We start from the raw sequence: 14493 nt of genomic DNA, 5'->3' as shown, positions 1-14493 counted from the left end.
AGCGGAGGAGATGCAACCATCGTCCGGACATTTTTACTGGTAGCAGCCCCGATCCGCTTGGGCAGCCGACAAATAACCAATCCCCGCCTTGTGCAGGCATCCGGAGCCCCGGCCGGAGCCAAGAACTGCTTAACTGCCTTGCATACAATGATAAAATGATGCCCATAAATTAGGCCAGCAGGCTTCTGCACAAACTTTGAACGGTGGCGCCTACCTATATATAATGTTGTTATTTCAAATAGTTACTTAAATATGCTCATCAAAGGTGCTCTGGCACGAAGCTTGCGACGTCCCCTTAAGCTCCGCCGTGTCGGCGCGGCTGCGAAATTGGTGGCGGGTCATCCGCCGAGAGGGAGCAGGCACATGGATTTCAGCAGGATTTCACGACGGCATTTGTTGCAGGGAAGTGCGGCGCTGACGCTGGGCACGGCTTTCGGCGCACGCCCGGCTGCGGCGGCCGATAGCACGATCGGCTTCATCTATGTCGGGTCGCGCGACGACTACGGCTACAACCAGGCCCACGCGCAGGGTGCGGCGGCGCTGAAAAAAATGCCCGGCCTCAAGGTGATCGAGGAAGAAAAGGTCCCCGAGACCGACGCGGTCGAGAAGACCATCGAGTCGATGATCAACCTCGACGGCGCCTCGCTGATCTTCCCGACATCGTTCGGCTACTACAATCCGCACATGATCAAGATGGCCAACAAGTTTCCAAAACTCCACTTCGAACATTGCGGCGGGTTGTGGAGCGACAAGGATCCCAAGAATGCCGGCAGCTATTTCGGTTATATCGACGAGGCCCAGTATATTTCCGGGATCGTTGCCGGCTACTCCACCAAGAGCGGCAAGCTCGGCTTTGTCGCGGCGAAACCGATCCCGCAGGTGCTGCGCAACATCAACGCCTTCACGCTCGGCGCGAAACTTGCAAACCCCAAGGCCACCACGCAGGTGATCTTCACGGGGGACTGGTCGATGCCGGTCAAGGAAGCCGAAGCCACCAACAGCCTGATCGACCAGGGCGTCGATGTCCTGACCTGTCACGTCGACGGTCCCAAGACCATGGTCGAGAACGCCGCGCGCCGCGGCGCCATGGTCTGCGGCTATCACGTCAACCAGTCGCCGCTGGCGCCAAAAGCCTATCTCACCGGTGCGGAGTGGAACTGGGAAGCGCTGTATCCGAAATTCGTCAAGATGATCGCCGCCGGCGAGGCCATCCCGAACTTCTATCGCGGCGGCCTGAAGGAAGAGATCGTCAAATGCTCGCCCTACGGCGAGGCGGTCTCGGCGGAAGCCCGCACGCACGCCGACGACATCAAGGCCCAGCTCATGGCCGGCACGTACACCATCTTCAAGGGCCCGATCATGGACAACAAGGGCAAGGCCGTGATCACCGCGGGCACCGATCGCGGCCAGAAGGATCCTGAACTCGAGAAGATGGACTATCTGGTCGAAGGCGTGATCGGGGCGACTTCGTGACAACAGACACGGCGGATCCAGCGGAGGCGACCGGAATAGCTCCGGCCGCCGATTCCGGCTTCCTCCAGCGCTACGGCGTGACCATCGAATACATCCTGATTCCGGGCGCGGCGCTGCTTGGCGCGCTCGGCGTATTCGGAATCTTCGTGGCCCTGTTCGGCAAGAGCCCGCTCGACCTCTATTTCTACATGTACCAGGGCGCGTTCGGCACCTGGTTCTCCTGGCAGAACACCTTGACCCGCGCCGCACCTCTGATCCTGACCGCGCTGTGCACAGCGCTGCCGGCGCAACTGGGTATGGTGATTATCGGCGGCGAAGGCGCGCTCCTGATCGGCGCGCTCGCCGCTACCAGCGCCGCGCTGGCGATGCCATGGGCGCCGCCGCTGGTGGTGCAAATTGCGATGGTTTGCGCCGGAATGATCGGCGGCGGCCTCTGGATCATGCTGTCAGGGGGCCTGCGGCAATACCGCGGCGTCAATGAAACGATTTCCAGCCTGCTGCTGGTCTATATCGCGCTCGCGATCCTCAACCATCTGGTCGAGGGCATGATGCGCGACCCCGCCAGCCTCAACAAACCGTCGACGCGCGAGATCGGCGCCGCCAACATGATCGGCAGCATTCCCGGCACCGACGTGCATTGGGGCCTGGTGTTCGGCGTGATCGCCGCCGTCGCATCCTACATCCTGATCGATCACACCGTGTTCGGCTTTGCCGCGCGCGTCGCCGGCGGCAACATCCGCGCCGCCAAGATCGTGGGGTTGGGCGTCAGCAAACTGATCCTGACGATTTGCTTTCTGGCGGGCGCATGCGCCGGCCTGGCGGGCATGGTCGAAGTCGCAGCCGTCCAGGGCCGCACCAACGCCAACCTCGCCGCCGGCTACGGCTTTACCGGCATCCTCGTCGCCTTCCTGGCGCGGCAAAATCCGCTGGCCGTCATTCCCGTCGCCATCCTGCTTGGCGGCATCAGCGCCAGCGGCGGCCTGTTGCAGCGCCGGCTCGGCCTGCCGGATGCTTCCGTGCTGGTGCTGCAGGGGATCATCTTCGTCTTCGTGCTCGCCAGCGACGCGGTGTATGGACGCATCGGCTTCCTGAAAGGAAAGTCCTGACATGGCGGATGGAACGATCGGACTTTGGACGGTGCCGCTCGCCGTATTCGGCGGCGCGATCCGCGTCTCCACGCCATTCCTGTTCGTCAGCCTCGGCGAGTGCATCACCGAGCGCTCGGGCCGGATCAATCTCGGCCTCGAAGGCACGCTGGTGATGGGCGCGATGAGCGCCTATGGCATCTCCTATCTCACCGGATCGCCCTGGCTCGGCGTGCTCGCCGCCGGCGTGACAGGCTCGCTGCTCGGCGCCCTCCATGCCGGAATTTGCTCACTGCCGCGGGTCAACGACATCGCCGTCGGCATCGCGCTGATGCTGTTCGGCACCGGGCTCGCATTCTATCTCGGCAAGCCGCTGATCGAACCGACCGCGGCGCGGCTGCCCGCGATCGATTTCGGCTGGTGGAGCGATATCGCGCAGGTTCGCGCGGCGCTGCGGATCAACGTATTGTTCCTGATCGGCATTGCGCTGGCGCCGATTTTATATTGGGCATTCCGCACCACGCGCTGGGGCCTGCTGATCCGCACCGCCGGCGAGAGTTCGGATGCCGCGCGCGCCATGGGATATTCCGTCCTTGCAATCCGGCTGCGCGCGACCATGGTCGGCGGTTTTCTGGCCGGGATCGGCGGTTCGTTCCTGTCGCTGTTCTATCCCGGCAGCTGGAACGAAGGCCTCTCCTCCGGACAGGGCGTCACCGCGGTGGCGCTGGTGATCTTCGCGCGCTGGGACCCGATGCTGTGCATGTGGGCGTCGCTGGCCTTCGGCGGCGCCGCAGCCCTGGGACCGGCGCTGCAATCGGTCGGCGTCACCTCCGGCTACCATCTGTTCAATGCCGCGCCCTACATCCTGACCCTGGCGATCATGATCATCACTTGCTCGCCGAAGCGCACGCTGACCGGCGCGCCGGCCGAACTGTCGATCACCCGCTGATACCGATGAGCGAGAACCAGCCATGCCCGAGCGCTATCTGAAGTCCGAGCCCTATGCCTGGCCCTATAACGGCGACCTGCGTCCGGAAAACACCGCGCTGATCATCATCGACATGCAGACCGACTTCTGCGGTGTCGGCGGCTATGTCGACAAGATGGGCTACGATCTCTCGCTGACCCGCGCGCCGATCGAGCCGATCAAGAAACTGCTCGCGGTGATGCGCGCGCAGGGTTTTCACATCATTCATACCCGCGAAGGCCACCGCCCCGACCTCACCGACCTGCCCGCCAACAAGCAGTGGCGCTCGCGGCAGATCGGCGCCGGGATCGGCGATCCCGGCCCCTGCGGCCGGGTGCTGGTGCGCGGCGAGGCCGGCTGGGAGATCATTCCCGACCTGGCGCCGCTGCCGGGCGAGCCGATCATCGACAAGCCCGGCAAGGGCTCGTTCTGCGCCACCGACCTTGAATTGATGCTGCGGCTGCGCGGCATCGAGAACATCGTGCTGACCGGCATCACCACCGACGTCTGCGTCCACACCACGATGCGCGAGGCCAACGACCGCGGCTTTGAATGCGTGCTGATCGAGGATTGCTGTGCGGCCACCGACAAGAGCAATCACGAGCATGCGCTGAAGATGATCAAAATGCAGGGCGGCGTGTTCGGCGCGGTCGCGACATCCACCGCGCTGATCGGAGCCCTGTCATGATCATCGGCGAAACGCCGCTGCCCAGTGGTGCGCTTGGCGTCGATGCCGTCGCCATGACCATGCGGTTCGGCGATTTCATCGCGCTCGACAATGTTCAGCTCAAGGTGCGGCCCGGCTCGTTCCACGCGCTGCTCGGCGAGAACGGCGCGGGAAAAAGCACGCTGGTGAAATGCATCATGGGCTATTACCACCCGACCGAAGGCGACGTCCTGGTCGGCGGCCGCGAACAGGCGATCGCCAACCCCAAGGACGCCCACGCGCTGGGGCTTGGCATGGTCTACCAGCATTTCACGCTGGTGCCGGCGATGACGGTGGCCGAGAACCTGGTGCTGGCGCGCGACGACGTGCCTGCGGTCGTCAACTGGTCGAAGGAAAAGAAGGAACTCGAGGCGTTTCTCGCCCGCATGCCATTCAAGGTGCCGCTGAACGCCAGGGTGTCGGATATTTCCGCCGGCGAGCGCCAGAAATGCGAAATCCTCAAGCAGCTTTACCTCAAGCGGCGCTTTCTCATTCTGGACGAGCCGACCTCGGTGCTGACGCCCGGCGAAGCCGACGAAGTGCTGGGCATGTTGCGCGACATGGTCGTCCATGGCGGCCTGACCATCCTGATGATCACGCACAAATTCCGCGAGGTGATGGCGTTCGCCGACGAGGTCACGATCCTTCGCCGCGGCAAGCTGGCGGGCAATGGCAAGGTCAGCGATCTCACGCCCGACAGCATGGCCCGCATGATGATCGGCGCCGAAGAGCTGACGGTTCAGCCGGCCCGCGTCGGACAAGTCGGTGCGGCGCGGCTCGAGCTTGACAGGCTGAACGCGCTGGACGACGCCGGCGCGGTTGCGGTTCACAATGTTTCGCTTGCCGTTCGCGGCGGCGAAATCGTCGGCATCGCCGGCGTGTCCGGCAACGGTCAGCGGCAGCTCGTCGAGGTGCTCGCCGGTCAGCGCGAAGCCGAGAGCGGTGAGATCCGCGTGATCGGCGACGTCTATCACGCCAGCCGCGAGGAGATGCGCCGTCACAAGATGTCGCTGCTGCCCGAGGAACCCCTGAAGAACGCCTGCGTCGGCGGCATGAGCGTCGCCGACAACATCGCGTTCCGTGAATTCGACCGCGCGCCGTTTGCCAGCGGCGGCTGGTGGCTCAACCGCGCGGCCTTTCGCGAGGACGCCGAACGCAAGATCGGGCTCTACAAGATCAAGACCCGCACGCCGGATACGCCGATCTCGGCGCTGTCGGGCGGCAACGTGCAACGCGCGGTGCTGGCGCGCGAACTCGGCGGCGAGGTCGAGGTGCTGATCGCCGCCAATCCCTGCTTTGGGCTCGATTTCGCCGCGGTGGCGCAGATCCATGCCGAGATCATGGCCGCGCGCAACCGGGGGGCGGCGGTGCTTTTGGTCAGCGAAGACCTCGATGAATTGCTCGAACTCTCGGACCGGCTTGTGGTGATGTTCCACGGCGAATTCGTCCATGAAGCGCGCACCAGCGAAGCCGATCTCACCGAGGTCGGTCGGCACATGGCGGGACATTGATCCGCCCGTTTGAATCCGCTTGCTTGCCTGCCGCAGCTGCCGCCTGCATGATGGCGCGAGCGCAGGAGCGGCAATGAAAAACATTTCGGATCTGAGCCCGTCACAACTCGACGAACTCTTCCTGCGGCGATCATTCGACGTCGCCCGCCGCGCCATCAGCCACGGCAACCATCCCTTCGGCGCCATTCTCGTCGATCAGAACCGCAACGTGCTGATCGAGACCGAGAACGGCTATATGCCCGCCCATGACGGTACCGCGCACGCTGAGCGCCTGCTGGCGACGCAGGCCTGCACGACGCTCAGTCCGGACGTGCTCAAGGGAGCGACGCTGTACTCGTCCGCCGAGCCCTGCGCGATGTGTGCGGGCGCGATCTACTGGGCCGGCATCGGCCGGCTGGTGTACGGTTTGAGCGAACACCGGCTGCGGGACCTGACCGGCAATCACCCGGAAAATCCGACCCTCGATCTGCCGTGCCGGGACGTCTTCAAGAGCGGGCAGCGACCGACCGAAGTGGTCGGGCCCCTGCTCGAGGACGAAGCGGCGGCACCGCACCGCGGCGTCTGGAACAAATAGCGCTCAAATACGCATTTCCCGGTTCGCTGGCTTCATCCTTCGAGACGCATCGCTGTGCGATGCTCCTCAGGATGAGGTCTTAGACCCTCATGATGAGGGGCGCGGCAATGCCGCGCGTCTCCGGACGATGCTTCGCATCGCCGGGAGAACCATGAGGCCGCGGAATACGCCTCAAATCACCCAAGAAAAATGGCGCCGCGGGGAACATCGCGGCGCCATCGCTTTTCACCTGGAGAACGATCAGGCGGTTAGAACTTCACCGTCACGCCGCCATAGACGGTCGATTCGGTGCAGGAGTTGGTGCTTTGACCGGTTGCCGCAACCGTGCAGACGCCGGGCATCGCATTGTGGTCGAGGCCGAACTTGTTCTGCCAGTAGCGATAGGCAACCCAGAGGTCGACGAAGTGAGAGTATTTCGGGCCGATGAAGGCCTTGCTGGCGTCAAACGTCAGACGGATCGGTTCGCTGTTGAATTCGGTCTTCGAGGCGGTGCTGAACCGGCCGGGACCTGAAAGGAAGGGAAGGTTGTTGGAATCCCCTTTCGGCCCATACCAGGCCGCGCGGCCGCTGATCGACCAGAACTGCATGTTCTCGGGCAGGAAGCCCAGATCCATGTAGTAATTGGTCTCGACCGCCCATGTCGCATTGTACTGGACGTTGCCGTCCGAGTTGCAGGTCAGTCCGGCAATGCCGGGACCGAACAGGCCGCATTGGGTGAATGCGTTGTGGTTGAGGAATTCCCAGTACACCAACGGAGCGACGTTGAAGTAGCCCTTGTAGGGCAGATCGAAGGCGAACTGCAGACCGGCGACGACGTCGCGCTTGGCCGGAGCCAGGAAGTTGTTTTCGGTGTTGGCATCCATACCGACTTCGAACGAGACGTTATGCAGCGGTCCCATGGTGAAGGCATGGGTGTTGAAGATTTCGTTGAAGCCGAAGGTCGAGCGGAACAGGCCGTAGATTTCCGTTGCGCCAGCGCAGTCCGATGGGGTGCCGAAGATGTTCACGCCCGGTGCGGTGCAGGGATTGGCGGGATCGTTGTGGCCCGACTTGAACATCGAGATGGTGAAGAAGTTGGTGCCGTAGGCCCAAAGGTCGAAATGGGTGAACGAATAGACCGACTTGGCGGTCGTACCGTCGATCGAGCCGTTCGGACGCACCGACCACAAGCCGGGATCGGTACCCTTGGGCATCCACGAGTACGACACCCGGTCGTCGATCACCAGGAAAAACGGGAGGTCGGCGACCGGCTTCGCCTTGGCCTTGACCGGCAAGTCGGCGGCGCTGGCAAAGCCCGCCGGAATGAGTGTGGAAAGCGACAGCGCCGCAGCTGCCAATGTTCTACGTAGACGAGACATCCTAAATACCCCCAAGTTGACGATCGATGATCGAGGCCCTTGGCGGCGACCCTTGCGCCGTTCGCATGAAGTGAGAAGCCTCAACTTTCTCCATGGCATGGCGTAAGTTTCATCAAGAACGCGCTGCGCTGCAGCGGTTTTCGCGAACATTGGCGGAATCGGATGTGCGGTGAAGCAACCCTAAGTGGAGATCGAAAGTTCCACTTATGCCTATTTTTGTTGGATTTCGGCGACCATTGGGCTCAGTGCAAGCAGCGCGCCCGGCGCAAAAAACGCGATCGTACACAGGACGAACAATCCTGCTCAACTTCGCGTCAGCCGCGCCTTCGCGATTCCGATTTGTCCCCACCGTCACAATCTTGCAACAGGCGGCCCGGCGTTTGCTGCAGCGCGCTACTAAGGAAAGGCAGCTAACGGTCAGCTAGCCTGCCCAGAATCACATTGTCCTCGCCTGCCAAAGAGTTGGGCAAGGGCTGGCGCTTTTTCCCTACTTACGCAGGCGTCCAAACTAGCACAGTATTGAGGCATTCACTCCTGATACGCGTGACACCGGATGTTAGATTCGACGCCTGCCGCGCTGCACACTGGTGCCACGCCGCTGCTCCAGACGATCGGCCTGACCAAGCGTTATGGCGATTTCCTCGCCAATGAAAACATCGACATCGACATCTGGCCGCAGCAGATCCACGCCTTGCTCGGCGAGAACGGCGCCGGAAAATCGACGCTGGTCAAAACCGTCTATGGACTGATCCAGCCGAGCGACGGCGAGATGCGCTGGCAGGGCGAGAAGATGGTTCTGTCCGGACCGTCGGAAGCCCGCGCACGCGGCATCGGCATGGTGTTCCAGCATTTTTCGCTGTTCGACAATCTCACCGTCGCCGAAAACGTGGCGCTTGGGCTCGACGGCAAGGAATCCTTCAAGGACATGTCGGCCCGCCTCGAGCAAGTATCCAATGTTTACGGGCTTCCGCTCGATCCCAGGCGCGAGGTCTGGCAGCTCTCGGTCGGCGAGCGGCAGCGCATCGAAATCGTGCGCGCGCTGATGCAGAATCCGAAGTTCCTGATCCTCGATGAGCCGACCGCGGTGCTGACCCCGCAGGAGGCCGATCAACTCTTCGTCGTGCTCGACCGTCTCAAGGCCGAGGGACGCGCGATCCTCTACATCAGCCACAAACTCGAGGAAGTGAAGCGGCTGTGCGACACCGCCACCATCCTGCGCGGCGGCAAGAAGGTCTCGACCTGCAATCCCAGGGCGGAGACCGCGGCCTCACTGGCGCGCATGATGGTCGGAGCCGACATCAAGCAAGTGAAGGCGCCGGCGAGCCGGAAAACCACCGTGCCGCGCCTTGTCGTCAACGACCTCAGCCTGGAGCCCGACGATCCGCATGGTGTGAGGCTCGAACACATCACGTTCGAGCTCAAGGGTGGCGAAATCCTGGGCATCGCCGGTGTCGCCGGCAACGGCCAGGACGAGCTTTTCGCCGCCCTTTCCGGCGAGCGGCTGGCGAAGGACCCGGGCACGGTGGTGATCGAGGGTATCGCCGCGGGGCATCTCTCGATCACCAAGCGCCGCAAGCTCGGCGCCGCCTTCGTGCCGGAAGAGCGGCTCGGCCACGGCACCGCGCCGCGGATGAAGCTCTCGGAAAATGCGCTGCTGACCGGCCACGCCGCCAGCGGCATGGTACAGCACGGCTTCGTCAACACCGCCGCGACCCTGAAGACGGTCGATCGCGCGACCGAGGCTTTTGATGTCCGCAAGGCCAAGCGCGACCCGGAAGCCGCGAGCCTGTCCGGCGGCAATTTGCAGAAATTCATCGTCGGCCGCGAAATCCTCCGCAATCCGGCCGTGCTCGTCGTCAGTCAGCCAACCTGGGGCGTCGACGCCGGCGCCGCCGCCGTGATCCGGCAGGCGCTGCTCGATCTCGCCGCCGCCGGCGCCGCCGTCCTGGTGACGAGCCAGGATCTCGACGAGCTTGCCGAGATCACCGACCGGATCGCCGTCATGTTCCACGGCCATCTGTCGGAGCCGCTCAAGACGGCCGACGCCAGCCGCGAGAAACTCGGTCTCCTGATGGGTGGAAGCAGCCTCGAGCCGAAGGAGGCCGCGCATGCAGTTGGTGCTTGAGAAACGCGCCGAGCGCTCCAACACGATCGCGCTGGTCTCGCCGCTGATCGCCATCGGCCTGACGCTCGCGACCATGAGCATCCTGTTTGCGATCCTCGGCAAGAATCCGATTTCGGCGCTTGGCGTCTACTTCATCGATCCCCTGACCGACAGCTATTCGCTGCAGGAGATCGCGGTGAAGGCGACGCCGCTGGTGATGATCGCCATTGGTCTATCGCTCTGCTACCTCGCCAATGCCTGGAACATCGGCGCCGAAGGCCAGTTCCTGATTGGTGCTGTGGCCGCAAGCTGGCTCGCGGTGAAGACGCAAGGCACCGGCGCCGGCCCTTGGGTGCTGCCGGCGATGCTGCTGCTGGGGGCTGCGGCCGGCGCGCTCTATGCCCTGATCCCGGCGCTGTGCAAGATCAAATTCGGCGCCAGCGAAATCCTCACCAGCCTGATGCTGGTCTATGTCGCCGATCTGTTTCTGGATTATCTGGTCCGTGGTCCGTGGCGCGATCCGGCCGGCTTCAACTTCCCGACCACGGCCGAATTCGATCCGGTCGCGACCGTTCCCGTGCTGATCGAGGGCGGCCGGCTGCATCTCGGCGCCATCATCGCGCTCGTCGTGGTCGCCGCCGGAGCGGTGCTGCTCGGCAAGACCATCAAAGGCTTCGAAATCCGTGTCGTCGGCGCCGCACCGCGCGCGGCGCGCTTCGGCGGTTTCGACTCCAACCAGTTGATCCTCCTGACCTTCGCAATCTCGGGCGCGCTGGCCGGGATGGCCGGGATCATCGAGGTCGCCGGTCCCGTCGGACATCTGCAGCCGGGCATCTCGCCAGGTTACGGCTTCACTGCGATCATCGTCGCCTTCCTCGGGCGGCTGAACCCGATTGGAATATTAATTGCAGGACTCTTCCTCGCACTTACCTTCATCGGCGGCGAGCAGGCCCAGATCGCAATGAAAATCCCGTTGGACGTCACCAAGGTCTTTCAGGGCATCCTGCTGTTCTACGTGCTCGCCTGCGATTCCCTCATTCTCTACCGATTCCGGCTCATTTTCGCGTCGCGACAGGTGGCCTGATGGAGATCATTGAAGCCATCATTCTGGCGGTGCTGGCGGCTTCCACGCCGCTATTGCTGGCGGCGACCGGCGAACTCGTGACCGAGCGCGCCGGCGTCCTCAACCTCGGCGTCGAGGGCATGATGATCGTCGGTGCGGCCTGCGGCTTCGGCGGCGCCTGGCTCACCGGTTCAATCATCGTCGGCGCGCTCTGCGGCATTGTCGCGGGCACCTTGCTGTCGCTGGTCTTTGCCATGATGACGCTGGGCCTTGCCGTCAATCAGGTCGCGACCGGTCTTGCGCTCACCATCCTCGGCATCGGGCTGTCTGGCCTGATCGGCGCCGGCTTCGTCGGCGAGCGGATTACCCCCGCGCCGCATCTTCACATTCCCGTCCTGACCGATATCCCGCTGGTCGGCCGCATCCTGTTCGGCGAGGACGCCTTCGTCTATCTCTCGCTGGCGCTGGTCGTCTCCGTCTGGCTGTTTCTGTATCGGACCCGCGCCGGACTGGTGTTGCGGGCGGTCGGCGACAATCATGTTTCGGCGCATGCGCTGGGATATCCGGTACTCAAAATAAGGATGTTCGCGGTGATGTTCGGCGGCGCCTGCGCAGGCCTCGCCGGCGCCTATCTGCCGCTGGCCTATACGCCGTTCTTCATTCCGGGCATGACCGCCGGGCGCGGCTGGATCGCGCTGGCGCTCGTGGTGTTTGCGTCATGGCGGCCGGGCCGCCTCGTGGTCGGCGCTTATCTGTTCGGCGCCGTCACCATCCTGCAGCTGCATGCCCAGGGCTGGGGCGTCGGCATACCCTCGCAATTCATGTCGGCGTTGCCGTATCTTGCGACCGTGATCGTTCTCGTCCTGATTTCGCGCGCGCGGACCGGCGGCTCGACCGCGCCTGCTGCGCTGGGGACGGTGTTCGTGCCCGATCGATAAAACATACCGAAGCGCGCGCGATGGGGCGCGGGCGCATCGGGAGTGACAGTCAACCCCTTAAGTAAACCGGAGATATCCATGAGAAAAATTCTCATTGCGGCGACCGCAGTGATGCTCACCGCCGGAGCAAGCATGTTCGGCGCTTCCGCCGCCGAAAAGCTCAAAGTCGGCTTCATCTATCTTGGTCCGGTCGGCGATTTCGGCTGGACCTACCAGCATGACCTTGCGCGCCAGGCACTGGTCAAGGAATTCGGCGACAAGATCGAGACCACCTATCTCGAAAACGTCAGCGAGGGTCCCGATGCCGAGCGCTCCATCGAACAGCTGGTGCGCGCCGGCAACAAACTGATCTTCACCACCTCGTTCGGCTACATGGATCCGACGCTGAAGGTGGCCAAGAAATATCCCAACGTGCATTTCGAGCACGCCACCGGCTTCAAGCGCGACAAGAACATGTCGATCTATAACGGCCGGTTCTACGAGGGCCGCTACATTCAGGGCGTTATCGCCGGCAAGATGTCGAAATCCGGCGTGCTGGGCTACATCGGTTCGTTCCCGATCCCGGAAGTCGTGATGGGCATCAACGCCACCATCCTTGGCGCCCAGACCGTCAATCCCAACATCAAGGTCAAGATCATCTGGGCGAACACCTGGTTCGATCCCGGCAAGGAAGCCGACGCCGCCAAGGCGCTGCTCGACCAGGGCGCCGACGTGATCATGCAGCACACCGACAGTCCGGCGGCAATGCAGATCGCCTCCGAGCGCGGCAAGCTGGCGTTCGGCCAGGATTCCGAAATGATCAAGTTCGGACCGAAGACGCAGCTGACCTCGATCATGGACAACTGGGCGCCCTACTACATCGACCGGGTCAAGGCCGAACTCGACGGCAAGTGGACCTCGGAAGACACCTGGGGCGGGTTGAAATCGAAAATGGTCGTCATGGCGCCCTACACCAACATGCCCGACGACGTGAAGAAACTGGCGATGGATACCGAAACCGCGATCATCGACGGCAAGCTGTTCCCGTTCAAATGTCCGGTGGTGGGCCAGGACGGCAAGGAAGTCGAGTGCAAGGGCGGCACCCATCTCGACGATGGTCAGGTGCTCGGCATGAACTTCTACGTCAAGGGCATCGACGACAAGATTCCCGGCAAGTAAGGCCGGCGCGATCGAGCGAATCGGGTCCGGGCGGCAACGCCCGGACTTTTTTGCTATCCCTAACCTCATCCTGAGGAGCCGCGAAGCGGCGTCTCGAAGGATGGGCCACGGGCCTCATGGTTCGAGACGGCGCAAGCGCGCCTCCTCACCATGAGGGACAGACATTTGACCTTAGCCCACCTGCATCGCATGCGCCGCGGCGCTGTGGCGGCGGATCAGGTCGGGCACATCAAGCCCGGGGATCGCGCCGTCCATCACCACCCAGTTGCCGCCAACCATCACCCGGTCGGCGCGATGCGCGCCGCACAGCACCAGCGCGGCGAGGGGGTCACCGTGGCCGGAGAAACGCAATTCGTCGAGCTTGAACAGCGCCAGATCGGCGGCCTTCCCGACCGCGATCTCGCCCAGTTCGGGACGGCCGACGCAAGCGGCCGAGCCCTTGGTGGCCCAGCGCAGCGCGTCCTTGTGGCTGATGCGGCCGACGCCGTAGCGCGCCCGCTGCAGCAGGAACGCGGCGCGCACCTCCTGCATCAGATTGGATCCATCGTTCGAAGCCGAGCCGTCGACGCCGAGCCCGATCGAAACGCCGGCCTCTTCCATCTCGCAGACCGGACAGCAGCCGGAGGCCAGCAGCTGGTTGCTGCAGGCGCAGTGGCTGATGGCGGTCCTGGCCTTGCCCAGCCGTTTCATCTCGTAGGCGTTGAAGTGGATGCCATGCGCCAGCCAGGTCCGCGCGTTGAGCCAGCCGCATTGCTCGAGGTAATCCAGCGGCCGGCAGCCGTGCATCTGCTCGCAGAATTTGTTCTCGTCCTCGGTTTCCGCCAGATGGGTATGCAGGCGGACATCGAGCTTGTCGGCAAGGTCTGCGGTCGCGCGCATCAGCGAGGTCGTCACCGAGAACGGCGAACATGGCGCCAGCGCGATCTGCACCATGGCGTCCGCGCCACGCTGATGATGCCTGGCGACCACGCGCGCGCTGTCGGCCAGGATCGTGTCTTGGTCCTGTACCACGCTGTCGGGCGGCAGGCCGCCGTCGCGCTGCGAGCGGTTCATCGAGCCCCGCGTCAGCAGCACGCGAATGCCGAGCCGTTTTGCGGCGGCGACTTCGATATCGACGGCGTCCTCGAGCCCGGCCGGAAAAACGTAATGATGATCGGTGGTGGTGGTGCAGCCCGACAGCAGCAATTCCGACATCGCGACGGTGACGCCGAGATCGAGGGCATCAGGCGTCAGCCGCGCCCAGACCGGATAGAGCGCCTGTAACCATGGAAACAGCTCACGATCCAGCGCCGCCGGCAGCGCCCGCGTCAGCGTCTGGTAGAAATGATGGTGGGTGTTGATCAGCCCCGGCAGCACCACATGATCGCCGGCCTCGAAGAACACCGCCGGTGTGCTGGGCTGGTCGCCTTTCGGCACCAGTTCGACGATCCTGCCGTTCTGGACGACAATGCCGCGTTCCGCTCCATCGGCGAGGATGCTCAGGGGATCCTTGATCCAGATTGCCCGCGTGGGGTCCATGCTCCAAACTTTCCTCAAATTTTCCTTGGGATACCGAA

At 63.4% G+C, this 14493-nt stretch carries 12 protein-coding genes; 10 read left to right on the top strand and 2 right to left on the bottom strand.

What is annotated here, in order from left to right; all coding sequences use genetic code 11:
* Positions 1–363 precede the first annotated feature (363 nt).
* The 6 genes from V1289_RS36850 (at position 364) to V1289_RS36825 (ending at position 6316) form a co-directional block, all read left to right on the top strand.
* Positions 364–1473 (top strand): BMP family ABC transporter substrate-binding protein, encoded by a 1110-nt coding sequence (locus tag V1289_RS36850; RefSeq protein ID WP_334403608.1) that lies wholly within the window; start codon positions 364–366, stop codon positions 1471–1473.
* A complete protein-coding gene (locus V1289_RS36845; protein WP_334403606.1) occupies positions 1470–2579 on the top strand; it encodes an ABC transporter permease in 1110 nt (369 codons plus the stop codon). The genes V1289_RS36850 and V1289_RS36845 overlap by 4 nt, the downstream gene beginning before the upstream one ends.
* 1 nt (position 2580) lies before the next feature.
* A complete protein-coding gene (locus V1289_RS36840) occupies positions 2581–3507 on the top strand; it encodes an ABC transporter permease (protein ID WP_334403605.1) in 927 nt (308 codons plus the stop codon).
* A gap of 22 nt (positions 3508–3529) precedes the next feature.
* On the top strand, positions 3530–4213 hold the full coding sequence (biuH, locus tag V1289_RS36835; protein ID WP_334403603.1) for a biuret amidohydrolase: 684 nt from the start codon (positions 3530–3532) through the stop codon (positions 4211–4213).
* Complete coding sequence (locus V1289_RS36830; protein ID WP_334403601.1) at positions 4210–5742, top strand: ABC transporter ATP-binding protein; 1533 nt, start codon at positions 4210–4212, stop codon at positions 5740–5742. The genes biuH and V1289_RS36830 overlap by 4 nt, the downstream gene beginning before the upstream one ends.
* Before the next feature lie 73 nt (positions 5743–5815).
* Positions 5816–6316, top strand: coding sequence for a nucleoside deaminase (locus V1289_RS36825; protein ID WP_334403599.1), 501 nt, complete (start codon positions 5816–5818; stop codon positions 6314–6316).
* A 248-nt stretch (positions 6317–6564) separates the two neighbouring features.
* Here V1289_RS36825 and V1289_RS36820 read toward each other — a convergent pair whose 3' ends face one another.
* Complete coding sequence (locus V1289_RS36820; RefSeq protein ID WP_334403597.1) at positions 6565–7674, bottom strand: hypothetical protein; 1110 nt, start codon at positions 7672–7674, stop codon at positions 6565–6567.
* 553 nt (positions 7675–8227) lie between these two features.
* Between V1289_RS36820 and V1289_RS36815 the strand changes: the two genes are divergently transcribed.
* The 4 genes from V1289_RS36815 to V1289_RS36800 all read left to right on the top strand — a co-directional run bounded on the left by V1289_RS36815 (position 8228) and on the right by V1289_RS36800 (position 12937).
* Positions 8228–9799, top strand: coding sequence for an ABC transporter ATP-binding protein (locus V1289_RS36815; RefSeq protein ID WP_334403595.1), 1572 nt, complete (start codon positions 8228–8230; stop codon positions 9797–9799).
* Positions 9783–10862 (top strand): ABC transporter permease, encoded by a 1080-nt coding sequence (locus V1289_RS36810; RefSeq protein ID WP_334403593.1) that lies wholly within the window; start codon positions 9783–9785, stop codon positions 10860–10862. Before V1289_RS36815 ends, V1289_RS36810 begins: the two co-directional genes overlap by 17 nt.
* Positions 10862–11779 (top strand): ABC transporter permease, encoded by a 918-nt coding sequence (locus tag V1289_RS36805; protein WP_334403591.1) that lies wholly within the window; start codon positions 10862–10864, stop codon positions 11777–11779. Before V1289_RS36810 ends, V1289_RS36805 begins: the two co-directional genes overlap by 1 nt.
* A gap of 78 nt (positions 11780–11857) precedes the next feature.
* Positions 11858–12937, top strand: a complete 1080-nt coding sequence (locus V1289_RS36800) for a BMP family ABC transporter substrate-binding protein (RefSeq protein WP_334403589.1) — start codon at positions 11858–11860, stop codon at positions 12935–12937.
* A 171-nt stretch (positions 12938–13108) separates the two neighbouring features.
* Here V1289_RS36800 and V1289_RS36795 read toward each other — a convergent pair whose 3' ends face one another.
* Positions 13109–14455 carry an 8-oxoguanine deaminase gene (locus V1289_RS36795; RefSeq protein ID WP_334403587.1) on the bottom strand — a complete coding sequence of 449 codons (1347 nt, stop codon included), beginning with the start codon at positions 14453–14455 and terminating at the stop codon, positions 13109–13111.
* Positions 14456–14493 lie beyond the last annotated feature (38 nt).

The sequence above is a fragment of the Bradyrhizobium sp. AZCC 2289 genome (assembly GCF_036924615.1).
GTDB lineage: Bacteria > Pseudomonadota > Alphaproteobacteria > Rhizobiales > Xanthobacteraceae > Bradyrhizobium.
The sequence above is the reverse complement of the archived record's forward strand: the minus strand, read 5'-3'. Positions and strand labels throughout refer to the sequence as shown.